The 25,205-nt window shown below is 62.1% G+C and carries 27 protein-coding genes; 6 read left to right on the top strand and 21 right to left on the bottom strand.

What is annotated here, in order from left to right; all coding sequences use genetic code 11:
• Nucleotides 1-11 precede the first annotated feature (11 nt).
• Nucleotides 12-1,037 (top strand): DUF1571 domain-containing protein, encoded by a 1,026-nt coding sequence (locus R8871_RS28510; RefSeq protein ID WP_175053463.1) that lies wholly within the window; start codon nt 12-14, stop codon nt 1,035-1,037.
• 4 nt (nt 1,038-1,041) lie between these two features.
• Here R8871_RS28510 and R8871_RS28505 read toward each other — a convergent pair whose 3' ends face one another.
• From R8871_RS28505 to R8871_RS28480, 6 genes are all read right to left on the bottom strand, one after another.
• Nucleotides 1,042-1,449, bottom strand: a complete 408-nt coding sequence (locus R8871_RS28505) for a hypothetical protein (RefSeq protein WP_175053462.1) — start codon at nt 1,447-1,449, stop codon at nt 1,042-1,044.
• A gap of 43 nt (nt 1,450-1,492) precedes the next feature.
• Nucleotides 1,493-3,070, bottom strand: a complete 1,578-nt coding sequence (locus R8871_RS28500) for an FAD-binding oxidoreductase (RefSeq protein WP_175053461.1) — start codon at nt 3,068-3,070, stop codon at nt 1,493-1,495.
• Nucleotides 3,071-3,115: 45 nt separating this feature from the next.
• Nucleotides 3,116-3,595 carry a hypothetical protein gene (locus R8871_RS28495; RefSeq protein ID WP_175053460.1) on the bottom strand — a complete coding sequence of 160 codons (480 nt, stop codon included), beginning with the start codon at nt 3,593-3,595 and terminating at the stop codon, nt 3,116-3,118.
• Nucleotides 3,596-3,844: 249 nt separating this feature from the next.
• Nucleotides 3,845-4,687 carry an anti-sigma factor gene (locus R8871_RS28490; RefSeq protein WP_175053459.1) on the bottom strand — a complete coding sequence of 281 codons (843 nt, stop codon included), beginning with the start codon at nt 4,685-4,687 and terminating at the stop codon, nt 3,845-3,847.
• The gene (locus tag R8871_RS28485; protein ID WP_054034633.1) at nt 4,687-5,229 is read right to left on the bottom strand and encodes an RNA polymerase sigma factor; all 543 of its coding nucleotides are present in this window, start codon (nt 5,227-5,229) and stop codon (nt 4,687-4,689) included. The genes R8871_RS28490 and R8871_RS28485 overlap by 1 nt, the downstream gene beginning before the upstream one ends.
• Nucleotides 5,230-5,244: 15 nt before the next feature.
• Nucleotides 5,245-5,388: a hypothetical protein gene (locus tag R8871_RS28480; protein WP_175053458.1), complete on the bottom strand. Its 144-nt coding sequence runs from the start codon at nt 5,386-5,388 to the stop codon at nt 5,245-5,247.
• Nucleotides 5,389-5,756: 368 nt separating this feature from the next.
• Between R8871_RS28480 and hfq the strand changes: the two genes are divergently transcribed.
• Nucleotides 5,757-6,257: an RNA chaperone Hfq gene (gene hfq, locus R8871_RS28475; protein WP_175053457.1), complete on the top strand. Its 501-nt coding sequence runs from the start codon at nt 5,757-5,759 to the stop codon at nt 6,255-6,257.
• Nucleotides 6,258-6,277: 20 nt separating this feature from the next.
• Here the strand turns inward: hfq and R8871_RS28470 are convergent, their stop codons facing one another.
• Nucleotides 6,278-6,505 (bottom strand): hypothetical protein, encoded by a 228-nt coding sequence (locus R8871_RS28470; protein WP_093632487.1) that lies wholly within the window; start codon nt 6,503-6,505, stop codon nt 6,278-6,280.
• A 314-nt stretch (nt 6,506-6,819) separates the two neighbouring features.
• Here R8871_RS28470 and R8871_RS28465 point away from each other — a divergent pair, with 314 nt between their 5' ends.
• A complete protein-coding gene (locus R8871_RS28465) occupies nt 6,820-7,011 on the top strand; it encodes a hypothetical protein (RefSeq protein ID WP_175053456.1) in 192 nt (63 codons plus the stop codon).
• 509 nt (nt 7,012-7,520) lie between these two features.
• Here R8871_RS28465 and R8871_RS28460 read toward each other — a convergent pair.
• From R8871_RS28460 to R8871_RS28395, 14 genes are all read right to left on the bottom strand, one after another.
• Nucleotides 7,521-8,225: a DUF2968 domain-containing protein gene (locus R8871_RS28460; protein ID WP_175053455.1), complete on the bottom strand. Its 705-nt coding sequence runs from the start codon at nt 8,223-8,225 to the stop codon at nt 7,521-7,523.
• 47 nt (nt 8,226-8,272) lie between these two features.
• Entirely contained in the window at nt 8,273-9,664 is a 1,392-nt protein-coding gene (locus R8871_RS28455) for a sigma 54-interacting transcriptional regulator (RefSeq protein WP_093632485.1), read from the bottom strand.
• Nucleotides 9,665-9,674: 10 nt separating this feature from the next.
• Nucleotides 9,675-11,465: a TadG family pilus assembly protein gene (locus tag R8871_RS28450; protein WP_175053454.1), complete on the bottom strand. Its 1,791-nt coding sequence runs from the start codon at nt 11,463-11,465 to the stop codon at nt 9,675-9,677.
• A 1-nt stretch (nt 11,466) separates the two neighbouring features.
• A complete protein-coding gene (locus R8871_RS28445; protein ID WP_175053453.1) occupies nt 11,467-11,814 on the bottom strand; it encodes a DUF3613 domain-containing protein in 348 nt (115 codons plus the stop codon).
• 25 nt (nt 11,815-11,839) lie between these two features.
• Nucleotides 11,840-12,676 carry a tetratricopeptide repeat protein gene (locus tag R8871_RS28440; protein WP_175053452.1) on the bottom strand — a complete coding sequence of 279 codons (837 nt, stop codon included), beginning with the start codon at nt 12,674-12,676 and terminating at the stop codon, nt 11,840-11,842.
• A gap of 10 nt (nt 12,677-12,686) precedes the next feature.
• The gene (locus tag R8871_RS28435) at nt 12,687-13,682 is read right to left on the bottom strand and encodes a type II secretion system F family protein (RefSeq protein ID WP_175053553.1); all 996 of its coding nucleotides are present in this window, start codon (nt 13,680-13,682) and stop codon (nt 12,687-12,689) included.
• Nucleotides 13,683-13,684: 2 nt separating this feature from the next.
• Nucleotides 13,685-14,692: a type II secretion system F family protein gene (locus R8871_RS28430; RefSeq protein WP_175053451.1), complete on the bottom strand. Its 1,008-nt coding sequence runs from the start codon at nt 14,690-14,692 to the stop codon at nt 13,685-13,687.
• Complete coding sequence (locus R8871_RS28425) at nt 14,685-16,034, bottom strand: CpaF family protein (RefSeq protein ID WP_175053450.1); 1,350 nt, start codon at nt 16,032-16,034, stop codon at nt 14,685-14,687. Before R8871_RS28425 ends, R8871_RS28430 begins: the two co-directional genes overlap by 8 nt.
• Nucleotides 16,035-16,037: 3 nt before the next feature.
• Nucleotides 16,038-17,279, bottom strand: coding sequence for a fimbrial protein (locus tag R8871_RS28420; RefSeq protein ID WP_175053449.1), 1,242 nt, complete (start codon nt 17,277-17,279; stop codon nt 16,038-16,040).
• A gap of 135 nt (nt 17,280-17,414) precedes the next feature.
• Nucleotides 17,415-18,887: a type II and III secretion system protein family protein gene (locus R8871_RS28415; RefSeq protein ID WP_175053448.1), complete on the bottom strand. Its 1,473-nt coding sequence runs from the start codon at nt 18,885-18,887 to the stop codon at nt 17,415-17,417.
• A 39-nt stretch (nt 18,888-18,926) separates the two neighbouring features.
• Nucleotides 18,927-19,856 carry a Flp pilus assembly protein CpaB gene (gene cpaB, locus R8871_RS28410; RefSeq protein WP_175053447.1) on the bottom strand — a complete coding sequence of 310 codons (930 nt, stop codon included), beginning with the start codon at nt 19,854-19,856 and terminating at the stop codon, nt 18,927-18,929.
• Between the two features lie 90 nt (nt 19,857-19,946).
• A complete protein-coding gene (locus R8871_RS28405) occupies nt 19,947-20,444 on the bottom strand; it encodes a TadE/TadG family type IV pilus assembly protein (RefSeq protein ID WP_175053446.1) in 498 nt (165 codons plus the stop codon).
• Nucleotides 20,441-20,941: an A24 family peptidase gene (locus R8871_RS28400; RefSeq protein ID WP_175053445.1), complete on the bottom strand. Its 501-nt coding sequence runs from the start codon at nt 20,939-20,941 to the stop codon at nt 20,441-20,443. The genes R8871_RS28405 and R8871_RS28400 overlap by 4 nt, the downstream gene beginning before the upstream one ends.
• 147 nt (nt 20,942-21,088) lie before the next feature.
• On the bottom strand, nt 21,089-21,259 hold the full coding sequence (locus R8871_RS28395) for a Flp family type IVb pilin (RefSeq protein WP_175053444.1): 171 nt from the start codon (nt 21,257-21,259) through the stop codon (nt 21,089-21,091).
• On the opposite strand from R8871_RS28395, the gene R8871_RS28390 reads away from it, so the two are divergent.
• The 3 genes from R8871_RS28390 (at nt 21,246) to R8871_RS28380 (ending at nt 25,040) form a co-directional block, all read left to right on the top strand.
• On the top strand, nt 21,246-21,458 hold the full coding sequence (locus R8871_RS28390; protein ID WP_175053443.1) for a hypothetical protein: 213 nt from the start codon (nt 21,246-21,248) through the stop codon (nt 21,456-21,458). The genes R8871_RS28395 and R8871_RS28390 overlap by 14 nt on opposite strands.
• Nucleotides 21,459-21,917: 459 nt before the next feature.
• On the top strand, nt 21,918-23,453 hold the full coding sequence (locus R8871_RS28385) for a collagen-like triple helix repeat-containing protein (protein ID WP_175053442.1): 1,536 nt from the start codon (nt 21,918-21,920) through the stop codon (nt 23,451-23,453).
• 168 nt (nt 23,454-23,621) lie between these two features.
• Nucleotides 23,622-25,040, top strand: a complete 1,419-nt coding sequence (locus R8871_RS28380; protein ID WP_175053441.1) for a collagen-like triple helix repeat-containing protein — start codon at nt 23,622-23,624, stop codon at nt 25,038-25,040.
• The last annotated feature ends 165 nt before the right edge of the window (nt 25,041-25,205 follow it).

The following is a 25,205-nucleotide window of genomic DNA, read 5'->3' as shown; positions in this document are numbered from 1 at the left end:
CGGAGAGATTCATGAAGCACAGCATGTCCGTACGCTCGAGCCGCTCGCCGGCCTTCATGCGCCTCGCCCGTTTTTCGTCGGAGACCGCTACGTTGGGCGCGTCTCTCGCCGCCTCATGGCGTGCGGTTTCGTCACGGAGACTGCTGATCGGCGCGCTGGTGGCCAGTGTCGCCATGCTGGCAACCCCGGCGGCGTTCGCGCAGAACGACGACACGCCGCCCGCGCTCGACACCGCCAGCAACGTCAAGGCGCCCTCCATCCCGTCCTCGCAGGCTGGCAAGCTCACGCTCGATCAGCAGGTCAAGTGGCTGCGCGCCGCGCAACAGAGCGGCGCCATGGAGAAGCTCGACGACGCGCAACTGGTCGCCCTGTTCCAGTCGCTCGATCCGCTTGCGTTGCCGCGCTACATCAAGGAAGGGCCGAACGGTTTTCCGTCGTACGAGTTCACCATGTCGCGCTCGGAACGCATTCACGGCCAGTGGCCCGACAAGCCCGATCACATGCTGGTGCGCATCGCCCACGATCCGCTGCGAATCTACGCGAAGTGGCTGCCCGACGGCGCGCACGCCGGCCAGGAAATCATCTACGACGAGTCCAAACGCACCGACGAAATGTATGGCCACCTTGGCGGCATCATGAACGTGATGCCGCTATGGACCTCACTGAACGGCGCGCTCGCCCGTGCACAATCGAACCACCAGGTGCGCGATCTGGGCACCGAATACATAGCCGGTCAGTACCTCTCCGAAGGCAAAAAATTCATTGAGGCCGGCTTACCGCGCTCGACCCAGGTGGAAGTGAAAACGATCGACGGCGTGCGCGTGGTCGCCTTCACCTTCGAAACGCCGAACGGCCAGCCGCAGTTCTATGCGAAGAAAGAAACGCTCGGGCTGGATCTGCGGCATCCGTATTTCCGCACTGTCGAGTCTTATGACAACGACGGCAAGATCTTCGAGAAGATCGTCTTCGAAAGCATCACGCCGAAAACGTTCGACGACTCGACTTTCGATCCGAAGAACAAGGCTTATAAGTTCTAGGGTTCTAGAGGATAAGGCGGGGCGTCAGTGCGAAGGCGACATGTGCGACGGGCCCCGCGCCCTGCTCATGGCTGTGCTCGATCAGTTGGCCTACGCGGGTGGCCAGTTCCCTGAGCACGAAGTAATCGGATGCGCGTGTGAGGCCGATCAGCGACGCTGGCGTTTGCGCGGGCGTCTGCCTGAAACGCAGCGCAAGTGTCGTGTACCAGAGCGCGCCGATGTCGTCACCGGCTTCGAAGACGCTTAGCTTCATGCGTGCCACGTAGTCGGCGAATGCCGGGCCGCCCGCGAGCGTGGAATCGATCACGGCGAGCGTGTCACGGCGAGCAGCTGCATCGGCAAGCCACGGCCACGCGCCCCCTGCCGCGCTCGAGAGCCATGCGCCGGTCATCATGAAAGCGCGTCGGTCCATCGCCTGTTCCCCCTCGCTCGCTGACTCACGCGCCTTACGCGCCTCACGTATAACCCCGCCGGTCGCGCCACGCCGCCGGCCAGATCCCCTGCTTGCCCGGCGCGAGAATACCGTTCGGGTCCAGTGCGTCCTTGATTGTTTCCGAGAGCCGCAGCAACGCGCCGTCGTTGAAACTGTACTGCGCCGCCGCGAAATCCATATACGCGAGATGCGCGCGATATTCGCCGTAACCTGCCGCGCGCGCATCGCTCATCAGCGAACGCAATAGAGCACCAGCCTGCTCGACCTGATTGGCGTCGTCGCGGTCGAAGATCGCCGCGAAGATGTGATGCAGATGACGCACGCCTGCCGTAAAACCGCCGTAGTAATCGAAGCCGTATTCCGCCGCGCGCGTCTTGACCATCGAATATTGGCGCAGCGCGTCGCGCCCGGTCGCCGGGCACACCGGCGCGAAGTCCACATGCGCGCCCGCGCCGCCGCGCCAGTCGAGCATGCGAAACGCGCTCATCGCGGGGATGCCCGCCAGGTTGCGATCGCCGCCCGCGGTGGGTTGCGCATCGCCCTTATAACGAACCGCCGACAGTTTCGCCTGCGGCACGCGAGCGAACGCGCGCTGCACGATCGCATAACGCGCGTCGATCAATTCAGGCGTGCCGTATAGCGCGAAATGAAGATTCCAGCGGCCCACGTTCAGCTTGTCGAGCATGGCCGCCACCGCGCTTTCGGGCATCGCACCCTTGCCTTCGTACCACTGCTGCCGGGCCGAGAGTCCCGCGGCCCGGCGCAAACCGCCTTCGATCACTGCGTTGTTACGGATCGTTTCATCGAGCCGCAATGGCCGCAAAATATCGACGATCGTTTCGAGGTCCTCTTCGTGCCGGAACTGGATTTCGCCGAGCAGATACGCGGGCGGCGCGGGCATCAGCCAGACACCGAGCTTGGTGACGATGCCGTAGTTCGACTGCATGAACATCGCATCGAAGGAAGGCCCAAAGCCTGGTTGATACAGTTGCCACGCGGTGCCGATTTCGATTCCGCCCATCCCGGTTCTTAACACGTCGCCGTTGGCAAGCACCACTTCCATGCCGCACTGCGTTGCAGCGTGATCACCGTACGCGGTATAGCCAAAACCGCGCTCGAGCGTATTGCCGACCACACTGCCCCAACCCGCCGCGGGCGGATCGACCCACAGCTTGTAGCCTTTTTCGCGCAGATGCGCGTAGAGATCGAAGTAGCTGACACCTGGTTCGACCAACGCGTAGGCGAGCGTCTCGTTCACTTCGATGATGCGATTCATCCGTTGCAGATCGAGCACGACCGAACCCGCCAGCCGCGGCGCGGCGCCGCCGTACGCGAAGTTGCGTCCGGTCGAGACCGTCCACAACGGAATGCGAAATTGATTGGCAATCCGCAACACCGCGCGAATCTCGTCGACCGATGCGGGCAGCAGCGCGGCCGACGCGGAGAACGCTTCGCGCTCGCCGGGCGCGAACGGATCGAGGTAGGAGGCGAGCCCGGCGGCCGAGGTCACCACGTGCGACTCGCCGACGATCGCGCGCCAGCCGGCGAGCGCGCGATCGAACCCGGCGGCGGAAACTTTCGGCGGCAAGCTACGCGTCAAGGCATCTCCTTTGCGGCGATACGTGTGCGCAGGTGCGGCGGCAAGCTAGCGGTGCATTCCACCGCCACCACCGCCATGCGACATGCCGCCCCACATGTGCGTCGACCCGCCGCCATGCCAGCCACCGTGCCCGCCCATTCCAAATGATCCGCGCACATAATGCACATGATCCATGTGATGAAAATGATGAAAGCGGTCGACGAAAACGACCGACACACCGCCAAATATCACCGGCGGTCCCCAGTACCACGGATCGTAGTAATACACCGGCGCCGGCGCCAAGGCCAGCGCAGCGGCATCGTCTTCGACGATCTGCCAGCTGCCGTCGGGCTGCAGGCAAGCGCGGCCGCTGACCTGCTGCATGACGCCGTCGATTTCCGCCTGACCCACCACGAAGCGGCAGGTCGACGTGTCAGTCGACGGCGCATCCGATTGCGCTTCGACCGGCGCCGCGTAAACGGCGCCCAGGCACAGACACGCTACGCCGAAACGCAGCCCCGTGCCGAACTGATGAGAAGTAAGCATGATTTCGCTGCCTCGACGCGCCGGCGTTGCGACTCGCAAAAAGCGTATCGACACCGTAAAGACCCCGTCGGTTTGCCTCGCACGAGACCCTGCCGTACCAGCGAGATTGCAAGGCGGGACAGCATGATCCTGCATCGAGTAAACGTAGCGCCGCGCGACCCTATTCCGACGGCGCGCGCGAACGCACCGCGTTTCTGTTACCACGTGTTGCAGCGGCAATCCGATGATGTGCCTGCCGTGCGTTCAGCGCTACTGCCAGGCCTCCGGCTTGCCGCCGAGCGCGCTGCACACTTCGATGGCAATCGAGCGCAGCTTGTCTTCCGAAATCGGCCCGGATAGCGCGTAGCCCATGCGGTCGCTAACCCAGTAGAAGGTTCGGCGGTTACCGTCGCGGAACAGGCGGAATGCGGTTTCGTCGCGAGCAATTCCGGTGATGTACAGCGTGAGGCGCGCGCCGCTGGTATTTTCGTACATGAACTGCGCGGCAGGTCCCGCTTCGCCGGGCAACAGACGCCCGCCCACCAGCGAGTAACCGTACTCCTGCAATGACGGCACCGACAGCGGCCGGTTCAGGCGTTTGGACAGCCAGTTGATCAGATGCTCTTCCTCGTTCGCGGCGACTTCGACGGGATGACGCCGCTCGGGCGTGTACACCGCGTAGGCGATATCGGCGCGCTCGGCAAAGCTCGGCGGCTGGCCGCCCAGCCCATTCCACGCGCCGCCCGTCAGACGCGGAGCGAGCGGCCCCAGGGCTAGCGCGAGACCCGCGCCGGCCGCGAGCCAGCACGCCGCAAGACCGACGCGTTGCCACCACGGCGTCGTCCGCCGCACAACGATGAAAGCCGGCTCGTCGTCCGCGTCGCCCTGTCCGGCGCTCTCACTGTGCTCGCTGCGCTGCGGCGCGCCGCACAGCGCCTGCAGCGCCGCTTTCTGCGCGCGCCACGCCGCCACTCTCGCGGCAGCCTGCGGCTGCTGCGCCAGTTGCGCCTCGATCGCGGCGCGCTCCCCGGGCGGCAATTCGCCGTCGACAAACGCCGACAGCGCTCGAAGATCGGGCCCTTCAGGCAAGCTGGAATCGTGGTCGTTATTCATCACGGATTTCTCACTACTTTCAACGGCGGGACTTTTCGCGCCAACCCCACAGCGCCCCCTTCGAGCGGCCCCTCCGTCATCAGCACGCGCATATGTTCCCGCGCGCGCGACAGCCGCGACATCACCGTGCCGATCGGCACGCCGAGCGCTTTCGACGTTTCCTGATAAGACAGTTCCTCCACGCAAACCAGCAGCAGCACTTCCCGCTGCTCGACCGGCAGGCAATACAGCGCGCGCTGCAGATCACGCAACACCAGACCGTCGACCTCGCCATGCGGCGCTTCGAGATTGCGCCACGGCGCGCTTTCGTCGTCGACGGCAATCTCGCGGCGGCCGCGCAGCTGATCGATATAAAGATGCCGCAGGATCGTCAGGAGCCAAGCGCGCAGGTTGCTGTTCGGACGGAACGCCGACCAGCGCGCGAGCGCGCGCTCCGCCGTATCCTGCACGAGGTCGTCGGCCCATGCGCGGTCTCCCGTCAGTGCGCGCGCGTAGCGGCGCAGCTGCGGGAGCCACGAAATCACTTCCGCTTCGAAACTCACCCGGCGTGGCAACGTTCAGTAGCCGCCGCCACTGCCCGAGTTACCGCTGGCGCCCGAAGCACTGCTGTCCGTCGCGGAGGTGCAGCCGCTCGTTGCGAGCGAGCCTAGCGCGAGCGCCAGCAGCACGAAGGTGGCGGAAAGAATGCGGGATACTTTCATGGTCAGTCTCCTGATGAGCGCCCGGCCGGCGCCTGCGAACCGGGGATCCGATCGGCCACGTGCGAAATGCAACGCTGCCATGCCTGACTTAACGTGAGCGGGCCGTGATTTATTCCATGTACAGCACCGGCACGGGCTATCTTTTTCCGTTACCCCGCTCGGGCGTGCCCCAGCGCGGGTCCGGCCGAACCTGGCCGGTGAAAGCGCTATTCGTGGGCAGATTCGTAACTCAACGTTACAGCTAATAGTTATCAGATGCTTATGTGCGCGCAAGCCGTTATAGTGGACGCAGTTCGCCCGCCGACGCGTTCTGCCCCCACACAGGGTAGAATCGCGGCGAACAACCGTCTTTCTAACCTGAATTGTCCATGGCTTCCGCAGAATCGCATCCGCAAAACGACTTCATGAACGCTGCGCGCAAAGAACGAAAGCGCGTCGAGATCTATCTTGTCAACGGCATTCGCCTGACAGGATGCATCGAGTCGTTCGATCAGTATCTGGTGATGCTGCGCACGCCTGTCGGCCTGCAAGGCATCTACAAGCGCGCGATCTCGACGATCCAGCTCGACACCGGCACGCGTCCGGCGCCGCGCGCCGGGGGGCGGCCTTCGCACGGCGAGCACACCACACGTGGTCCGCACGGCTCGCGTGAACCGCGCGATCACCGTGAGCCGCGTGAACCGCGCGAGTCATATGGCGCGCCGTCTTCGGATCGCCCTGCGCCCGATCGCAGTAGCAGCAGCACGTCTGACGGTCCGGTGGTCGTCACACGCCGCCGGCGTCTGTTCGGCACGGGCGGCGGCGACGGTGGCAACCACGGCGGCGGCAGCCATGGCGGTAATGGCGGCACCAGCGGCGGCAACGAATAAATCGCCGTTCTAGCGGCCGGCTACTCCGACGGATAGCCGAGCCGCTGCAAGATTTTCTCCAGCCGCATCACCTGCAATTCCGTCAGCTCAAATCCACATTTGACCGCCAGCACGCGGCGGCGCCAGTACACGGCGTCCAGCATGCGTAGCGCCGGTTGCCTTGTCGCCCAATCCAGATGTTCCAGTTCGGCTTCCACCACGTGTGACGCGTTGAAGCGCTGCGCGCGCGCCGGTTTTTTTCGGTCCATGTCGTTCGCTGCCTTGTTGTTCGCTGCTTCTGTTTGCTCCCCTCCCGAGCTTGGACGTTGCCCGTTCACGGTATGCCGTGCGGTTTTTTTTGCCGGGCCTTGTGGCCGGCGGATGCTTTTTGTTGTCAGGCGACACTCGGAGAACGACTTGATGCGGGTTGGTTTTAAGTTTTGTTTTTTGCTTGGTGGTTTCTGTTTTTTTGGGGTTTGAAGGAAATGCTTACGGTGGGGGAATCGGGTTGTTCGGCTGATGCTCTGCCTGAGGTTGCTTTGCGCTATCCTGAGTTGTTGAATCTCTTCTCGTGGAGCACGTTATGACCAAGCAGAAGCAGCATGCAACTCATCCCAAGGAAGCGGTGCAGCCGGCCGCTGAGTCCGCCGATAGTCGGCTCGATGAGGCTCTTGAAGAAAGTTTCCCCGCTAGTGATCCGATTGCAGTTGATGTGAGTGAGCCGCGGCACTCAGCTGTTGATCAGGTGCCTTCGGCGGGGAAGAAAGGGCATTAGATTGAGGGTGGTTTTCCTCGCGGGGCGCGTGTTTTTGGTGGGGCGCCTTGGGGTGGTGCCTTTCCTGTTTTGTTTGTGGTCTATTAGCGTTGCCCCTGTGCGGGGCGGCACCTACTTTTCTTTGCTTGCCGCAAAGAAAAGTAGGCAAAAGAAAGCGGCTCAAACCGCTAATGCTAAGTGGGCACCGTGGTCTGCTGCGGGTAGTGGTGCGACTGGAATCCGTGCCCTCGCGCATTCGGCGTTAGTGACAAAGGACTCATCAGCTCCCACTCCGCACTGCGTGCGTCGCGGACGGGTTTGCATGGGAAACCGAGCGTGGGATTTCTGCGCTTGCGGTGGGGATGCTTCGGAAACGAGGCTTTTTGCTGCGGGGTGGGTGACTTGCGGTACTAAACGGCTTTTGCGTCCGTTCGTATGTTCGGCTCGTGCGCCGTTTGTGCGTTCGATGGGTGGGCGGCGCTCTCAAAGCCGCCTTGCCCGCCCATCTTCCGGTATTCCGGCCATCGCTTTCAGTGCGACGGCAGGCCACTTTCCAGTTGACGCTGCAGTTCGCGGACCTGGCGTTGTGCGGCGCGCAGCTGGTCTTGTGCACTAGCCTTCTGCTGTGCCAGCGCCGTTGCTTCGGCGCGGGTCTGCTGCTGCTGGTTCGCGACAATCGTCTGCTGCTGATGCGCAACGTCGAGGTCGGCCTGCAAGCGGTTGGCACGATCCTGCGACAACGCGATCATCCGCTCCGTGAACGCCTTCTGCGCTTCCAGCTGCGTGCGGCGAATCTCGACGTCCGACAGTTGCAGCGTCTGACGCACAAAATCCTTATAGATCATGTCCGCACGCGTGGCGTCCTGCGTCTTGATGACGCGCCAGAAGTTCTTCTGCTGGAACAACGCCACGTAGTACGTCATCTCCTTGCCATAAAACAGCAAGCTCGCTCCATAGCTGCCGTTGTATGTCGTGCGCAATTCGCTCAGATCCGAACCCCGGATCATCTGCTGCAATTCCGCCACATTGCCCGCTGCAGACTGCTTGGCTTCGTCCGGTGTCAGGGCGCTCGTCTGCGTCTGAGTGGACGGCAACGCTGTTGTCGTGCCCGGCTGGGAAACGACGCCAGCGCTCGACCCGCTATCCGGCAGAGCCTGCGCATTCACGCCCTGCACGGCCCCCATCGCGATGAATGCTGCCAGGGCAATCTGCCGTAGTTTCGACTTTCGGTCCATGTAAATCCTGCTTGAACAGTTTTTGTTTTAGTACAACCGTCTCATTATTACTCACTTTCGCGTGTTTCGGGCTCTTCATCAAAAATTTGGTATTTGCGCATCTTCTCCCACAAAACCTTGCGACTGATCCCCAGATATAGGGCCGTGTCCTGCCGGCGCCAACCGTTTGCGTCGAGCGCGGCCAGCACGCGATTGCGCTCGGCCATGTCCCATTTGCTGCGGTCCACCAGCACCTCGGCGGCGCTCTCCGCCGGCACCGGCTGGCTGGTGCGCGCGAGCGCGAGCAGCCGCTGCAGGCGCGCTGCATCCCACGCGCCGATCTGGCGTACCGTCACGCCGATCCGCTCGGCCAGGTTGCGCAGTTCGCGCACATTGCCGGGGAAGTAGGTGTCGGCCACCGCGTCGGCGAGCCAGTACGGCAGGTCCGGCAAGGCGGAAAGACGCTCGCTGCCGACGATCTGCGCAATGAACGCCTTGAAGATCGCAATCTTGTCGACCGCGCCCCGCTCTTCGAGGGACGGAATCTTCAACTCGATCACTGCAAGCCGATAGTAAAGATCGGCGCGGAAGGTGCCGTCCTTGACCAGTTGCGGCAGATGCTTGTTGGTCGCCGCCACCAGCCGGAAATCGAGCTTTACCGGTGTTGCCGAACCGATTCGCGTGACTGCGCTGTCTTCGAGCACGCGCAACAGCTTGACCTGCTGGTAGAGCGGCAGATCGCCGATTTCGTCGAGGAACAGCGTGCCGCCGTCGGACTGCTCGAAGTAGCCCTTGTGCGCAACCACTGCGCCCGTGAACGAGCCTTTCGAGTGGCCGAAGAACAGCGATTCGAACAGACCGTCCGGAATCGCGCCGCAATTCACCGCGACGAACGGCCCCTGGCCGTAGCGGGTATGTTTTTCGTGCAGCAGTTGCGCGATGCGCTCCTTGCCGACACCGGTTTCGCCATGCACCAGCACGCTCGTGTCGCAGTCGGCAAACGTGTCGACTTCGTGCAGCAGCGCCTGCATGCACTCCGAGTTGGCGATCATCGCATCCGACTCGTGCGTCTTGGCGCTGTGCGCGCGCAATTGCAGCACCAGCTTCATGACCATGCCGCGCAATTCGGCGCAGGTGAAGTCGAGCGGCAGGATGTGCGAATAGTCGGATGGGTATGTCGCCGGATCATGGTCGCGCGGCGCGGCGCCGACCCACACGACGGGAATGCCGTGCGCGGCCTGCCAGTCGCGCATGAGCAGCGCGCCGCTGTCGATCACCGAAACGCTGATGATCGCGAGCGACGGCCGCAGCGCAGTCCGCTCAGGCGAGATCGCGATATCGTCCGCGCGGATCACTTCGACGTCGAAGCTCGCCATGCAGCGCGCGACCCGGTCGACGATGTCGGCCTTGCCTTCCCAGACGTAGATATCGAGTTCCTCGATTTTGGGGTTGGTTCTCATAAGCGCGAAATCAATTGACCAGTTGTGCCTGACCGCAGGCAAGCCCGAGATCGTGGACCGTCGCTACACCGATCTGGACACCGAGGAGTTGTAAAAGAGGAATAAGCAGCGCGTCCAGCGATTGCAGGACTGGTGTCAACAATGTCACCAATCCATTGACCAGTGGTGTGGCCACACCGGTGACGTCCAAACCCAACACCGTTACGTGGATCGTCCCCGAAAGCCCGCTGGCGAGTTGCGTGAGAAGGCCGCCGACCGCGGAGCCCAAACCGTTGCTGTTGGTAGTCTGATAATCATCGCTGTCACCTTGCACGCCGTTGAACTTGAAAACAGTGGCGGACGGCGGCTGCACGCTGAGATTGAGTCCACCGCCCGACGCGCTTTGGACCGAAACATTCGCCAGTCCCAGCCCAAGCAGAGGCAACGACACTGAGGTGATCTGCGCAGGCTGGTTGCAGCTGGTTGGAACGGTTGCGTTGGTCATATTGCTGGCAGCGTCGCCTCCAATACACAAGGCCGCTACCCCAGGCGTCGTTGAAATCCAGCTATAGCTGCTCGCAAGTTGGGTCGAACACTGCGTGGTCTGCAAATAAGCGTTCCCCTGCCCAACTTCGACATAGATCGGCAAATTCAACGCATTGATGGTTGCTACCAGTGGAATGCTCAAGTTGAGGAGCGCCACGTTCAGGTACAACCGCACCACCGCGGAGTGCGCGCTAGTCCGGTAACTGCCGTCCGGATAGGTGCCGGCCTCTCCCACCGCGATGACGGGCGGCTGAATAACCTGGGCCTGTGCAGTCACGCTCGCAATCGGACTGAGATTGAGCGCCGCGCCAAGATTGATGGCTGAAGTCCCATTCGCGATCTCGGCTGCCGCCATCAGCACATCGAGTGCGTTAACCGTGGCCGTGGCTGCCGCCTGTGGGTCGCCGAGACCAACAGCCAGCAACCCCCCGGTCTGCGAAGAAGTATTGCCCAGATGGATTGTCGTTGTACCGGTCGACACGCTCGCAATTGTGTTCAACGCGCTCGTGACGTTGGCGCTGACGATATTGCCCTGGCCCAGCACGGTTGCCATTGCCTTCGCGAGTTGCGCAACGGTGACCTGTGCATTGAGCAGGTCATTCATCGAACTCACGCCAAGTGCGGTCGCAAGATCAAGCAACTTGATTTGAGCTGTCGCCAGACCTTGATACGACGCTACATCCAGATTGAGGCTGGTGTTGAGCAAAGCATTCAGCAGACCGTTTATCATGCCGCCCGACAGGCTGGCCACCGAAGTGCTAAGCGAAAAGGACCGGATATTTGTTGCTTGTGCTGTTGCTGTTGCCGTCAGCGTGCGGGTCTGCCCGACGAGAAACAAAAACGATACAGGCTGGCTGACCACCACTTGCAAAGCATTAAGCGGCGTATTACCCGCGACAAAATACGATGGCGCGGCGTTCGCCGACGGATCCCATCGGCCGCAGGTTGACTGAATGGAGCCGTTGCTCGACAAACCATTCGCGTTCGTCGCATTCAACTGCGCCGAGTTCATTGCCGCTGCACAGCTTCCCGCGCTGCCGATCGTTTGCACACCTGCCGCGGCGGCCAGATCTGCGATGCGTTGCAAGTCGCGACGCACATAGTAGAAGTGGCCGATATCGATTGCAGCCATCGTTATAACCGCGACGCTCACCCATACCGCCGCCAGAATTGAAACAGCACCGCGTTGTGAGCGTGACGACATGCCGGCCACGCGGCGCACGCGCAATATGCGCAAGCGCCGGACGTAGGGGAGAGATGCAATCCGTGACAACATATCAATTCTGAGGCAGTTGCCCGCTCATGCCGCCGCCCTGCCCGCCTCCGCTGCCTTGATTGATCGCCGAGCCGTAGGTTTCGGGAATTTTCGAATTGAACGACCCCATGTAACGCCGGTACGCCAGACCAGCCTCTTCGCCGAGCATTGGCTGCTCCGGAGCGGCCTGACTATTACTACGTTGCAGATCGAGCCATGCCGTCGCCGCATGACCGACTTCGCTGCGTGCGACCGGCGGTGCAGATACGGCCTGAGCGTGCGCAATTTCCAGCGTGCCGCCTGCCAGCGCCGCGATCAACGCCCAGCACGCCAGCCTCCGCACTCGCCTAATTTTTCCCAGGTATTTCATATGGTCTCTCCTGCCCGTCGGCCTGTTATTGTGCGAACCGCTGCAGCAAGCGCGGCGCGGGTTCCATCGTTCCCTGCGTACTGGCGACAGTCCCTGGCTGGACCCCTTGCGACCGCCCTGCTCCCTGTGCCTGCGTGCGCGCGGCGGCGACGACTTTGGCCGCTTCATTGCGGATTGCCGTACGCACATCAAGCGAAAACTTCTGCTGATTCATCAATGCTTGCGACCGGTCCGTCTCCCCCTCGACGAGCAGATACAGAGCAATATTGCTGGCGATCTTCGGGTTGTTCTGGTCAAGCTCCGCGGCTTTCATCAGCGGAACACGAGCGCCCCTGATGTCACCGGCACGCATGCGCGCGTAGCCGAGATCCGATAGCACTGAAGCGTCTGTCGGCGCCAGTTGCGCCGCCTGCAGCAACTCGTCTGCAGCACGATTGAAATCGCCTGATGCGCCTGCAATCAACCCCAAGCCACGGTGTCCACGCGACGCAAGCGGCGTTTGCAGCAATCGTTCGTACGCGACCGCACTCGCCGCGGGCTGATCGGTCATGCGCAAGGCGTCGGCACGCAATAGAATCGTGTCGGGCGTCACTCCGTACTGCTTTTCGTAGGCGTCAATATGCGCGAGCGACGCGAAGTACAGCCCTTGCGACTGCATGCGGTCGATCAGGCCAAGATACATTCCCGGAGTGTCCGGCGCGGGGTCCCGATTAGCTTGCTGGATCAACGCCTGGCGTTCCGCCTGTGCGCCGACACCATAGCCGATATCTTTTGCGCAAGCGCCGAGCAGTGCGAGCGCGATGCCGGGAGCGACGCACCGAGCCACCCGTACAAAGCCATTTGGTCTCACATTAAGCTTCATCGCCATATCCCTACCGATTCATCGCATTCAGCGCATGTGATACCGACAGAACTCCGGGACCAGCAGTGACGATCATTAACGCTGGAAGCAACGTCAAGATCATCACGCCGGTCATCTTCACCGCCATTCGGCCAATCCGTTCGCGCAACATCGCGCGGCGCGTTTCGCGTAGTCGGTCACCAAACTGCTTAAGCGGTTCTTGCACCGCCCCGCCGTGCCGATCGACCTGAATCAGCAAACGCACCACCGCTCGCAAGTCCTCATTTTCGTAACTTGAAGCAAGCCGCTGCAACGATTGCTCCCGAGTGCGGCCGGCGGCAAACTGCCGCTGTGCTATCTCCAGCTCGCTTGACAGTACGGGCAATATTCCGTGGAAGTCACTGACCATCACCTGGAGACTCTGATCCAGTGACAAGCCGACACCCTGGAGCAAGCGCAAAAGATCGACCAACATCGGCAATTCATCGACGACGCCGCGGCGCCGTGCCGCCGCGCGCCGGCTCAATACAACCTTCGGGATCATGATGCCGCACGCCACCGCGGCAATCACCAGCATCACGTAGCGCGACCCGTCAATACGACCGCTGGCAATCGTGCCGGCGAGCAGTGGCAGCACGATTGCGCCCGCGATCCTGGCGGTCAGAAAAAGTCCACGACTACGCACATCGACAAAGCCGCATTGCTCCAGCAGGCGGCGATCTTCCTCCGCTACGATATGCCGGCCAATCGGCGTATCAAGCCAACGGACACCGGCATGCGCAAAGCGCTCCAACAATCCCTTCATGCCTCTCGCCGGCGTGCTCGCACTCTGCTTGCCCTGAGCGCCAACGGTGCCGCGTGCCGCTGCTGCGACAGCGTTTTGCAACGCTCGTTCGTCGAGTGCTTGCATAAGCGTACGGTCGCTCCGCCGCGCGGCCGAAATCCGTACGATCAGAAGTCCTGCGATCAGCAGCGAAGCAAGCGCCACCAGACCGAGCGCAAGGGCAATCAGATAATTTGGTTGCATTGTCATGATTTCAGCCGAGCCAACCGGTACAACAAATATGCGCCAAGTAGTTGCAGGCCGAAGGCGAGATACAGTATTTGGCGTCCGCTCGGATCGAACCACATCGATCCGAAATAGCTCGGATTTGTGAGAATCAGGAACCCGCCGATCCCGACCGGCAACATACCGAGTACCCAGGACGACAAGCGCGTTTCCGATGACATCGCCACGAGCTCGCGCTCTGCCTGTTCCAGGTCACGCATGAACGACGACATCCGATCGAGCATAACGTCGGCCCGGCCACCATACTTGACCGACAGACGCAGTACTGCACCCACCAGTTCCAGCTCGCGAGCGCCATACAGCAACGCAACGTGAGAGAGCGCACGATCAATTTCGACACCGGATCGCAGCATCCGCGAGACATAATCCAGGCACTCGCGCAGTGGTGCTTCCGTGGTTTGCAGTGCGGCCTGGAAAGCCGCCGGCACGCTGTTGCCAAGCGTAATCAGACGAACAATGCCGTCGAGAAACGATGGCAATTGCCGAACGATTGCCTGGCGACGCCTGTGGGCGCGTATCGACAGCACGAAGTAGAGAAACACAAGACATGCAAGCAATGTCACAACGGCTGCCAGTGCGCCGCCCTGGTTTGCCGCCACGAGGCACAGCGTCAGCACGCCGCCCAAGACGATCAGTGCGGGCGCACGCGCTTTTCCCAGTCCCGCACGATTCATCAGGTTTGCGAACGAATAACCGATCCGCGCCTTGAGATAACGCCAGTATTCGGTCCATTCCGCGCCGGCTGCGGGAGCCTGTGGTGCAAACGAAACCGTAGGCGTCGTCCGGCGCGCAGTGGCGGTATGGGGTACCGGTGCAGACACTGCCGGCTGGGCAACAACCATCCGGCTGTCGATGAAGCGTTTGGTGCTCGCCTGGTCTTCGCGTTGCGCGCCGCGCTGCAATATCAGCAACGCACCCGCTGCGCACAGCAGCGCGAGCGCGGCAAAGACCATGACCGTGCTAGACATTGAAGCCCCCGCCGAACCCGCCGGTGCCGCCACCAAAGTCCGTTCCGCCGCCCCCGCCGAGCGCCTGTCGGAAGCGCGCCAGCTTGGGCGAATGCGGATGAATACCGAGCGACACCCATTGATCCAGTTCTTCCCCATCCTGCGCCACCACAGGCTCATAACGATAGAGCTCCTGAGTCGCGATAATGTTGTCGGAAAGCCCGGTCACTTCAGTGATCGACAAAATCCGCCGGCGACCATTCGACAGCCGGCCAATCTGCACAATGAAATCGATCGCATTGGCGATCTGGCGGCGCAAACTCGACTCGGTACCCTGAAAGCCGGCGAACCCCGCCAGCATCTCCAACCGGTAGAGACATTCACGCGGCGAACTGGCGTGGACCGTACCCATCGAGCCGTCGTGACCGGTGTTCATCGCCTGCAGCATTTCAAGCACTTCGCCGCCGCGCACTTCGCCGACGATGATCCGGTCCGGGCGCATCCGCAAGGTATTGCGCAGAAGGTCGCGAATCGTCACAACACCCGCGCCGTCAAATCCACCCGGGCGGCTTTCAAGCCGCACCACGTGCGGGTGGTTTAACGACAGTTCTGCCGTGTCCTCGATCGTCACCACACGCTCTACTTCGGGAATGTGAAATGCCAGTGCATTAAGCAGCGACGTTTTCCCCGAACTCGTGCCGCCAGACACCAGCACGTTGCAACGTGCGGCCACCGCTGCTTCGAGCAGTGCGCCTATTTCCGGGCTGTACGTGCCATTGCCGAGCAGATCGTCGGGGCGCAGCGGATCCTTGCGGAACTTGCGTATCGAAACGATCGGACCGTCGATCGACAGCGGTTCGATCACCACGTTGACGCGACCGCCATTCGGCAAGCGCGCGTCGACCATAGGATTCGACTCATCCAGACGACGACCGATCGGTGCCAGAATCCGTCGAACAATCCGCAGCAGATGCGCGTTATCGGCAAAGCGCACTTGAATTCTGGTCAGAATACCGTGGCGCGACACGTATACGTCGTTGTAGCCGTTGATCAGAATGTCTTCAACGGCCGTATCGTTCAGCAAATCCTCAATGGGACCAAAGCCCGCGAGTTCTTTGGTAAGCGCCTCTGCGATCGCGCGGACCTCGGCTTCGTTGATCGGGATTCTGCGCAGCCGGACAAAGCTGTCCATTTCCAGATCGACGAACTGGTTGATCGCATTACGCGACCACCGGCCGAACTCGGAACCCAGTTCCTCGATGCGAGTGAGCAGATGTTCGTGCGCCGCGTTCTTGATGTCCTGGAACTGCTGGCTTTGCGCGAACGATGGCACGTCGTCGGCGAATTCGATCTCTTTTACCATCGTCTATGACCGCTTGGTGGAGGTTGGAATAAGGCGCTTGAGAGCACCAAGCGCAGACTTGCCTGGCAACTGCGCTGATGCGCGAGCGGCGCCGCCGAGGCGTTCGATAAGCGGCTCCAGCGCACGGACGTAAGGGTCGCGCACCGCCGCCTCGACCAACAGGTGCCCTTGATTGGCAGTCTGACCGAGTGCCACGCGCCGTTCAGGCAAAGTAGCGAGTAATGGAATTTCCAGACGCTGACCAATCTGGACGGCGCTCAGGCCAAGGTCCGGATCGAACTTGTTGACGATCAATCGCACGTTTCCCAAGTCGATACCCTCCTCGCGCAACGAGTCGAGCACGCCGACCGCCGATACAATTGACGCCACCCCCTGATCGCACACTAACCAGGTCTCGTCCGCAGACTGCACCACGTGCGCGATGAACTCGCTGCTGGAGAAGCCTCCGAGATCGACGATCTGCTGGTCGAAGAAAGCGCGCAAACGATTCAGCAAACTGATTGACGACGAATACGACACTTCGCGCATCTCCGCCAGGTTCGGCGGTAGCGAGGTAAACGCAAGACCACTTGCGTGATGCGAAAGTGCTGTGTGAACGAAGGTCTGATCGAAGCGGCGTAAGTTGCGCACCGCTTCAACGAAATGAAATTCGCTGCGCGTGTTGAGCAACAACGAACCATCGCCGGCCGGCAACCCAAGATCGAGCAACGCCGCCTGCCGGCCCTGCTCGACGTCGCGACGCTGCAACATGACCGCCAGATTCGCGGCGAGCGTGCTGACACCCATACCGATGCGTGCGCCCACCAGCGCCGTCACACGGCCGTGCCGGCTGACCGGTTCGACAAGATTGTCGATGACCTGATGCGTAATACGTAGTGCATCGGCTGCGGGAGCGGAGAGATCGATAAAGTCGCGCACCCCGGCACGCAACGCGGCGATAGCGCTCTCCGGCTCGGCAAGCGAACCTATGGCAACGATTTGCAGTCCCGGATAGGCTGCACGCACCGTGCTTGCGGCAGCACTCGCAGCGGCCGCTCGGCCGCCCGAAAAGTCGATGAATACCAGCGACGGATTGAGCACCGCAATGCGTTGCGTAAGCGTCGCCGGGTCAAGCGTCACCGCTTCGACCCGCCCTGCTGCGATCAGCGTTTCGACGAGCCAACGCACGTGCTCGTCAACCAATGACGCGAACACGAAGGAATCGGTGACAGCCCGTTCAGTCAATGAATGCGTTCTCGCGTTCATGTTGGACATCCTGTTGCGGCATTGGCTGAAGCGCCGCCGCCTTGTACTGCTCGCCGCGGCGCGCGGCCTGCACCGAAGCGCAAAACGCTTCGTCGCCGTGCCGGAGCGCGCCACATGCTGAATGCTCGCGCCTGCTCACTTCGAGAACCCTGGTACAGCATCCGGAGATGCGAATCCACCGATCAACGCTCGCCACACTGGAGCGTTACGCTGCTCAGCCTGCTCGCCTGGAGTGGACGGTAACGTTGCACCTTTCGCAAGCGGAGACACCAGATGGGGCGTCACGATAATCACCAGCTCCTTGTCGTTCTGCTGGTAGTTCAATTGCTTGAAGAACGCACCGATGATCGGCAGGTCGCCTAGCAACGGCACCTTGGCAACGTTCGAGATCGTCTCGCGATCGATTAGACCGCCAATCACAAAACTCTCGCCGTCACCGAGTTCGACCGTCGTGTCGGCGCGCCGGGTGGTGATCGCGGGAACCGACACACCACTAATCGTCACCGCATTCGCAAAATCGAGCTGGCTCGCCTCCGGTGCCACTTTCAGCGCGATTCGCTGCGGGCTGAGCACCGTCGGCGTGAGCGTCAGGCCTACGCCATAGGGTTTGTATTCAATCGACGTGGTACCCAGCCCCTGGGGTATCGGTACCGGGATCTCTCCCCCAGCGAGAAAACTTGCGCTTTGTCCGGACAACGCAACAAGCGTTGGTTCTGCGAGAACCCGTGCGAGGTTGTTGCTCTCCAGCAGGCTCAGATCTGAAAAAATACCGTGCGACGCCGAATTGAAGACCAGGTTGAAAGCGGAGGACAGCGGCGTCGCCAGCGCCGGACCGATCGGCGTACTCACATTCGGGGCTATCTGCGTGGGCGGCAACGTCGCCGAGGTGCTCGCCGTCGGGCCGAATGTGCCGAATGAAAATCCATTGTTCTGCCGGAAAAAGTTAAAACCCACCTGTTTGAGCACCGAGCGGCTGAACTCCACAACCCGCACGTCGACCTGAACCACCGAGCGCGTGGCGACCGTCGACGTGTCGTACGTCGCGACACCTGCGCCAGCGTCGCCACCAATCCCGCCCGCACCGCCACCCTTGCCACTCGCACCGAACCCAGCAGCACCACCGGTGCCCGTGCCACCGTCGCCGCGAGCCGCACGCTGACGCGCCTCGATTTCCGCGGCCGCCACTGCTCGCTGGTGCTTTTCCATAGTTGGCGTCGTGCCTGAAATCAGCGCGGTGTCACCAAGCACTTTCACAGCAGGCGTATCGGGTCCGAGCAGAGTCTGCGATGCGGCAGTAGTCACGTTGACGGTATAGGAAACTGGCGCATCTTTACCCTGCTCCCACAGCATGACGCTGGTGGTGCCGGGTGATTTTCCGATCAGCAGCACGCCACCCGTTTTGTCGCCTTTTATGATCAGCACGTCCGCCACCGTCGGGTCGCCGATCGCGACACGTCGCAAGGTGTGGCCACTCGCGAGTGATTGTTGTGAGCCGACAATGATGTCGACATTTCGTGCGTTAGCGGCAGCATCACTCACCGACGACACGGCGAGCGATGCTGCGCACAACATCGCCATAGTCCCGTATGCAAAAAAGCGTTCTTTCATTTTGTTTTGGGCGCGTTGGCCGCCTGCTCCCTGAAACTGCTATCGAGCGACCGTTTCGGCTCGCCCACCCCGTATAACTTCAATCGCACCACTCGTATTGCCTGCAACCCTCGTCATGGGGGCGGCAATCCGCGGAGCTGCTAGTGTTCGGCCAGTCGTGTTTCCTGCTGTACCCGATAACGCGTCGAGCGAAACGCCGGCGGCCGCACGAGTCGAATCTTTGAGAGGCTCGCCGCCAGCTTGCCCCGATGTTTTCAACACTGCCGGTAGTGCCGCGAACGCGCCGGCGTCGACGACTTCGGCATCGTTCGGATTGCGCAACGCGAATACAAGACGACCGGAGGTTTCGGCGAGCGTCAACCGGTCGACGTCGGCGACCGGCACCGCAAGCACAGCGGTGCGCACCATTCCGTTCGGGTCTCCCGAATTGTCATTGCCAGCCGTGGCATTGCCGAAAGCCAACACCCGCAGCTTCGAGATCAGGAGGCGCGCCTGCGACCGATCGATCTCTGCGTTGCCACCCATGTTTCCGTCACGCTTGAGCGTGAAGAAAACATCGACGAAATTGCCGGGCCGCAGCCTGTTGCCGACCGCATTGGATTCGTCGACGCGCACGGCAATCGCACGCTCACCCGGCGCAATGCGCTCGGCAATCCCGGACGACAGTTGAGCTTCCAGTATCGGTGTCTGCGCACCGACATCCGCGTTCGGAATACGGCCTACCAACTGCGCTGGATCGGTGAAGGCACCGTTCGGATTGATCGGCAACGACTGAACGCGCAATCCGTCAGCGGTGATGGGCTGGCCGGCTGGCAGTAGACGGGTTGCCACAACCACAGGAAAACTGGCTTGTGCCACTGACGCTGCAGGCACGGCGGCGGGCTTGCGCGAGAGCGTTACCGCGAAAATGCCGAGCAACAGTGCCAATACAATCAGCGCGCCCGCCGCGATTTTGGTTAGTTTAGGCATGCTGGCTCGCTGAATGAGTCGATTGCGCCCGTTGGCTTATGCACTCAGAAGAGCGAAGCCAGACAGTACGACGAGGAGCAGGCGCGTAAGTCAAAGTATGTTCACCGGATTGAGTTGCACTGTTGCAGTACTGCTTAGATTCTGTGGCAGCAAAAGACCTAGACCCGGCAAGGTCGGTATCAGCGGACTGGCCGCGTAGTTATAGGTCAACGTGACGGCGATACAGGTCATGGTGGAATCGTAGTTACACGTAGCTTGCGCAGTTTGGCAGGCGGCGCTCTGAATCATCGGTGCAACCATGTTAGTAGCCGTATTGCAAGCCGCGGTCGCACGCAAGCTAATCGCGCCAGGCACGCTGCTCGCCGATCGATAGTTCAGCGCCGCGCGTGCGCCCTCCGCGGTCGCGAGCGTCAGGCTCTGTTGCGCAACGAAGATCATGCTGAACGTCACGATCACGTAAAAAATCGAAAAAAAGATCGGGAACACCAGCGCGAATTCGATAGCCGTCGCACCGCGTTGCGCATCTCTTCGGCAACTGAGAGTTCGCGCTCGCTTGCAAGGGTTGCGTTGCGCCGGATACGTGGTCATCGCGCGCCTCCGGCAACAACCTGAGTCGCCAACCATACAATCGTCGGCACGGTCAGGCATGCAACAAACGGCGTGGCGCGCCTGCCAGCCAACTCGAAGGTCGGCGCTCGACGCTGCAGCAATGATGCGAAACGGGTACGAGTCGCAATCAGCAACCAGACTGCGTGAGCACCAGCCGCGAGACTCGCGATCGCCCACAACCCAAACAGTGCGTGCACACCGCACCATGCTCCGAGCACTGCGAACACTTTGACGTCGGCAGCACCCATCACACCGATGGCGAAGAACGGCAGTAACGCGACCAGACCCACCGCGGCACCAAGTGCAGCCTGCGCGATGGAAATGCCGAATGGATTCTGGCGCAGTAATGCGCAAGCCAACGCCGTCACCAAACCGGTAACGATTATTGAATTCGAAATGCGCCGACTACGGCAGTCGCACACGGCGACCCACGCTGCCCACGCAACGAACAGAATTAGAGCGACGGACGGGTTCATGTCAGCCTCGACAGGCGAAACAAAACGCATACGGACCACGACCACAGTCCGTATGCCTCCTATCGGGAAGGCCTCTTAATGATCACCAAGTCAGCCGACGTGCATGCCGGCATTTCTCGAGAAGCGATTGGAGGCCGTGGCAGTCTATTAAGCCGCCGGTAGCATGGTAGTGATGGAGACGAATGCCGCCTTCAACTGCAGGCCCAGACCCGATACGGTCGTCCCAATGACGACAACGATAAGGCCCGCGATCAGCCCGTATTCCAGTGCGGTGACCGCACGGTTATCTCTCAGGAAGCGTTGTGTGAACTTTTTCATTTTTACCCTCGGACTTTCATTTATTTCGTTTGTTTACGTGCTGCTTCGGATGACGGAGTCTTCAGCGCTGCGGACCATTGGTCTCTCATTCCTGGTCCTGCGTGTTGCGCTGCGGAAGCACCGCCTTGCAGCCGGCTTCAATAAAACAGATGTCTATGAGCTGTCTGTTCGATTACGCACCTCCCTCGTCAATCCGTGATGCTTTCGGGTTTTATAGCCGAACAATCATATTTAAGCAATTGTCCGCTGCCCTTAGCTCGACACCATATGCGTTTTAGCGTCGTACTCAGGTTAACGGCAGTTCGTGCGTTGCAGCACATAGGAATAACCATGAGTTAGATTCGCTGCACTAATTATTTGTTTGAACAGAACGTTTCAAGCGTCCGGGACCCTCCCGCTGCGCTTGCGTTACGCCGTGTTTCGTAACGGCGCGCGCGGCTCGTTACGTTACGCAGCCCTCGCAAACGTTTAGCGAATTCATTTTCCCGCCGTATATCTGAGTCAGCAGACACTCCATCAATTCATCGCAAAGCCATATCACATATGGCTTTAAGCCTCTTCGCAAAAAAATCTTCTGCATTACTCAGTCGAAATGGCACGGCTCATGCAGAGGAAGGCACGCAGCAACACCCAATAACACATGCGATGCGAGGGCGACATGAACATTCAAACGGCCAACACCACACTTCGAACAACCCTGATTGCCACCAGCGTGGCAGCAATGCTTTCTCTCGGCGCCTGCGGGGGCTCCGGAACCCTAAGTGCCGGCACCGGCGGCAGCGGTAGCGGCTCCTCCGGCGGCGCACTTTCCACCACCACCGGTAGCGGCAGCGGGTCGATGGGCTCGGGCGGTTCCGGCACGAACACCAGCGGTAACGGCTCAGGAAACGGCTCCGGCACGGGCACCGGAACAGGAACGGGAACCGGCACGACGCCGGTTGCGAATGCGCTCGGCACGGTCGTCGGCAACGGCGGCGGCGTGGTCAACGATCTCGGCCAGACGGTCTCGAGCATCGGTAGCGTGATCGGTTCGCAAAGCCTGCCTGGCGTCAGCGCGCAAACCACCCAGGCCGCCGGCGGCATCGTGCAACAGGTCGGCTCGGCGGTCTCGACGCTCGGCACCGGCGTATCGCAAGGGCTCGGCCAACTCGGCACCGGCGGCGATGCGGTCGGCACGACGGTCTCGAGCCTCGGTGGCGTGGTCGGTCACGTTGGCGGCGCAGTGACGAATGCAGGCAGCCTCGTGACGAGCCTCGGCAGCGGCCCGCTCGCGCCGCTGGCAGCCATCACCACGCCGCTCGGCGGCGTCGTCAATACGCTTGGCAATGCAGTCACCAACGGCGGCAGCACACTCACCACGGCACTCTCGACAGGCCCGGTCCAGCAAATCACGCAAACGCTCAGCACCGCGATCACACCGATTACGTCGATGGTCGCGGCAACCACGCAGACGGTCGGCACCACGACCGGCCTCGGCGCACCGCTGAACGGCCTGCTTGCAACGCTCGGCGGCGGCCTCGGTCAGGCCGGCACGCTGATCAGCGCAACAGGCGGCAATCCGATCACGGCGGCTCTCGGTCATACGGTGACGGACACGGGCACCACGGTCGCGTCGGTAGGCGGCCTGCTCACCGGCGGCACCGGCGGTAATCCGCTTGCTCCGCTCACCAGCGCACTCGGCGGCCTGACGGGCGGCACCAGCGGCGGCCCGCTCGGTCCTCTGACCAGCGTACTCGGTGGCTTGACCGGCGGCACCAGCAGCGGCCCGCTCGCTCCGCTCACCAGCGTACTCGGTGGCCTGACGGGTGGCACCAGCAGTGGCCCGCTCGCTCCGCTCACCGGCGTGCTCAGCAGCGTAACGGGCGGCCTGGGCGGTCTGGGCGGTGCATCGAGTGGCAGCAGCCCGTTGGCGCCCGTCACAGGTCTGCTCTCGAGCGTGACGAACGGTCTGAGCAGCGCGACCGGCGGCAGCAGCAGCCCGCTCGCTCCGGTTACCGGCTTGCTGGCGAGCGTCACCGGCGCGCTCGGCGGCGTCACGACAACGGCGGCCGCGACGCCGTCCACGACGACCACGACCACATCGAGCCCCGGACTCTCGCTGTCGAGCACCAGCGGCAAAGGATCGGGCAGCAATCCGCTTGCCCCGGTGACGTCGCTCGTTGGCGGCCTGCTTGGTGGTCTGACGAAGAAGTAAGTAATGCTATCGAAAGAAGTGCCGTAACCGGTCCCCGAGTGTGCGGCCCACCAGCCGTGCCTCGGCGCTGCCGGAACCTGAATGAACTGAGCCGCGCCGCTCAGACACCCGTTGCACAGGCGCACACAAACCACGCATACGACACCTAGAAGACACTGAGGAGCACATATGTCCAGCCAACGTTTTTTTACTCTCCATGCGGCGTGCGCGACAGTGTCGTCGTTGCGCGCACCGTTGATCGCCGTTGCGGCCGCAGGCTTGCTCGCCGCGTGTGGCGGCAATGGCGTCACTGCACCACCCACCGCGTCCAACGGCGGTAGCGCCGCCGGCGGCGGTTCGTCGAGCGGCGGGCCGCCGACCAGCGCGTCGTCGGGTACCACCGGCCTCGCCACTGCCGCCGCGCAGACCACCAAGGACCTCGGCAACACGATCGCCTCGCAGACCATCCCGGGCCTCAGCCCGCAGGTCACGCAAGGTCTCGGCAACGCGGTGTCGAGCACGAGCAGCACGCTGAACTCACTGGCTGACGCAGTGAGCGGCGGCGTCGGGCAAATCGGCACGACCTCCAACCCGGTCGGCACCACGGTCGCGGGCCTCGGTTCGGTGGTCAGTTCGACAAGCGGCGTCGTGCAAGGTCTGAGCACTGCAGTCGGCGGGCTCGGCACCGGCAATCTCGCGCCGCTGTCGCCGCTTACCACACCGCTGGCAACGGTCCTCTCCACCACCGCCGGCGCACTGAACGCCGGTGGCGTGACGCTCGGCAATTCGCTGGCCTCCGCGCCGGTGCAGCAGATCACCCAGCCGATCAGCACCGCGATCACGCCGATCGTGCAGACCGTCGGACTCGTAACGCAGACGGTCGGCACGCAGACCGGCCTCGGCGCGCCGGTAGGCGGCCTGCTCGCGCAAATCGGCGGCACGTTGAAATCGACCAGCACACAAGTCGGCGCGGCAACCAACAACCCGCTCGGCGCGGACCTCGGCAACCTGGTCGGCTCGCTCGGCAACACGGTGACGAACGCCGGCGGCCTCGTCAATCCGAACGGCCCGAACGGCGCGAATCCGATTCCCGGCTTGATTACGAGCCTCGTCGGCAGCACCAACGTGCCGGTCGTCAATGGCCCGCCTGCCAACGGCAGCCCGTTTGGCCCGCTGCAAAACACGCTCGCGAGTCTCGGGCTCGGCAACAACCCGCTCGGCTCGGTGTCGACGCTGCTCGGCGGCACGCCGCTGGCCGGCCTGACCTCGGCGTTGAACGGCACGCCCTTGAGCTCGCTGACTTCGGGCGGCTCGCCGCTGAGTTCGCTGACTTCGGTGCTGGGCGGCACGCCTTTGGGTTCGCTCACCTCGGCGCTGGGCGGCTCGGGTAGCGCATCGAATCCGCTGTCGACGCTGACCGGCGCGCTCTCCGGCGTCACCAGCGGCGCCTCGGGTAGCGGCAGCAACCCGCTCGCTCCGGTGACCGCCCTCGTCGGCCAATTGACCGGCACGCTCAGCTCGGCGGCAGGTTCGACGAGCGGCTCGGGTAGCGCGACGGGCGGTTTGACGACACTGCTCGGCGGCCTCGTGCCGGTGAGCCATAAGTAGTCCGCATAAGTCGCTCGTTGATGCCGCGCGTACAAGGCGTCCCGTTGGACGCCCCGTTATGCAGTGCGCATAAGCAGTCCGCGTTATCACGTGCTCCGCGCTTTTTGCAGCCAATGCTCAAGCACAACGGAGCACGTGACGTAATACATGCAAGCATGGCAGTAT

Origin of the sequence: Paraburkholderia sediminicola, from assembly GCF_902859805.1 — a bacterium.
Classification (GTDB): domain Bacteria; phylum Pseudomonadota; class Gammaproteobacteria; order Burkholderiales; family Burkholderiaceae; genus Paraburkholderia; species Paraburkholderia sediminicola.
The sequence above is the reverse complement of the archived record's forward strand: the minus strand, read 5'-3'. Positions and strand labels throughout refer to the sequence as shown.

Excerpts from the sequence above, each read along its gene's own strand:
- R8871_RS28465 (WP_175053456.1), top strand. The coding sequence starts at position 6,820 with ATGACCAAGCAGAAGCAGCATGCAACTCATCCCAAGGAAGCGGTGCAG.
- R8871_RS28440 (WP_175053452.1), bottom strand. The coding sequence starts at position 12,676 with ATGAAGCTTAATGTGAGACCAAATGGCTTTGTACGGGTGGCTCGGTGC.
- R8871_RS28455 (WP_093632485.1), bottom strand. The coding sequence starts at position 9,664 with ATGAGAACCAACCCCAAAATCGAGGAACTCGATATCTACGTCTGGGAA.
- R8871_RS28460 (WP_175053455.1), bottom strand. The coding sequence starts at position 8,225 with ATGGACCGAAAGTCGAAACTACGGCAGATTGCCCTGGCAGCATTCATC.
- R8871_RS28420 (WP_175053449.1), bottom strand. The coding sequence starts at position 17,279 with ATGAACGCGAGAACGCATTCATTGACTGAACGGGCTGTCACCGATTCC.
- R8871_RS28510 (WP_175053463.1), top strand. The coding sequence starts at position 12 with ATGAAGCACAGCATGTCCGTACGCTCGAGCCGCTCGCCGGCCTTCATG.
- R8871_RS28425 (WP_175053450.1), bottom strand. The coding sequence starts at position 16,034 with ATGGTAAAAGAGATCGAATTCGCCGACGACGTGCCATCGTTCGCGCAA.
- R8871_RS28470 (WP_093632487.1), bottom strand. The coding sequence starts at position 6,505 with ATGGACCGAAAAAAACCGGCGCGCGCGCAGCGCTTCAACGCGTCACAC.
- R8871_RS28435 (WP_175053553.1), bottom strand. The coding sequence starts at position 13,682 with ATGCAACCAAATTATCTGATTGCCCTTGCGCTCGGTCTGGTGGCGCTT.
- R8871_RS28445 (WP_175053453.1), bottom strand. The coding sequence starts at position 11,814 with ATGAAATACCTGGGAAAAATTAGGCGAGTGCGGAGGCTGGCGTGCTGG.
- R8871_RS28450 (WP_175053454.1), bottom strand. The coding sequence starts at position 11,465 with ATGTTGTCACGGATTGCATCTCTCCCCTACGTCCGGCGCTTGCGCATA.
- R8871_RS28400 (WP_175053445.1), bottom strand. The coding sequence starts at position 20,941 with ATGAACCCGTCCGTCGCTCTAATTCTGTTCGTTGCGTGGGCAGCGTGG.
- R8871_RS28415 (WP_175053448.1), bottom strand. The coding sequence starts at position 18,887 with ATGAAAGAACGCTTTTTTGCATACGGGACTATGGCGATGTTGTGCGCA.
- R8871_RS28490 (WP_175053459.1), bottom strand. The coding sequence starts at position 4,687 with ATGAATAACGACCACGATTCCAGCTTGCCTGAAGGGCCCGATCTTCGA.
- R8871_RS28480 (WP_175053458.1), bottom strand. The coding sequence starts at position 5,388 with ATGAAAGTATCCCGCATTCTTTCCGCCACCTTCGTGCTGCTGGCGCTC.
- R8871_RS28380 (WP_175053441.1), top strand. The coding sequence starts at position 23,622 with ATGTCCAGCCAACGTTTTTTTACTCTCCATGCGGCGTGCGCGACAGTG.
- R8871_RS28405 (WP_175053446.1), bottom strand. The coding sequence starts at position 20,444 with ATGACCACGTATCCGGCGCAACGCAACCCTTGCAAGCGAGCGCGAACT.
- R8871_RS28495 (WP_175053460.1), bottom strand. The coding sequence starts at position 3,595 with ATGCTTACTTCTCATCAGTTCGGCACGGGGCTGCGTTTCGGCGTAGCG.
- hfq (WP_175053457.1), top strand. The coding sequence starts at position 5,757 with ATGGCTTCCGCAGAATCGCATCCGCAAAACGACTTCATGAACGCTGCG.
- R8871_RS28505 (WP_175053462.1), bottom strand. The coding sequence starts at position 1,449 with ATGGACCGACGCGCTTTCATGATGACCGGCGCATGGCTCTCGAGCGCG.
- R8871_RS28395 (WP_175053444.1), bottom strand. The coding sequence starts at position 21,259 with ATGAAAAAGTTCACACAACGCTTCCTGAGAGATAACCGTGCGGTCACC.
- cpaB (WP_175053447.1), bottom strand. The coding sequence starts at position 19,856 with ATGCCTAAACTAACCAAAATCGCGGCGGGCGCGCTGATTGTATTGGCA.
- R8871_RS28430 (WP_175053451.1), bottom strand. The coding sequence starts at position 14,692 with ATGTCTAGCACGGTCATGGTCTTTGCCGCGCTCGCGCTGCTGTGCGCA.
- R8871_RS28385 (WP_175053442.1), top strand. The coding sequence starts at position 21,918 with ATGAACATTCAAACGGCCAACACCACACTTCGAACAACCCTGATTGCC.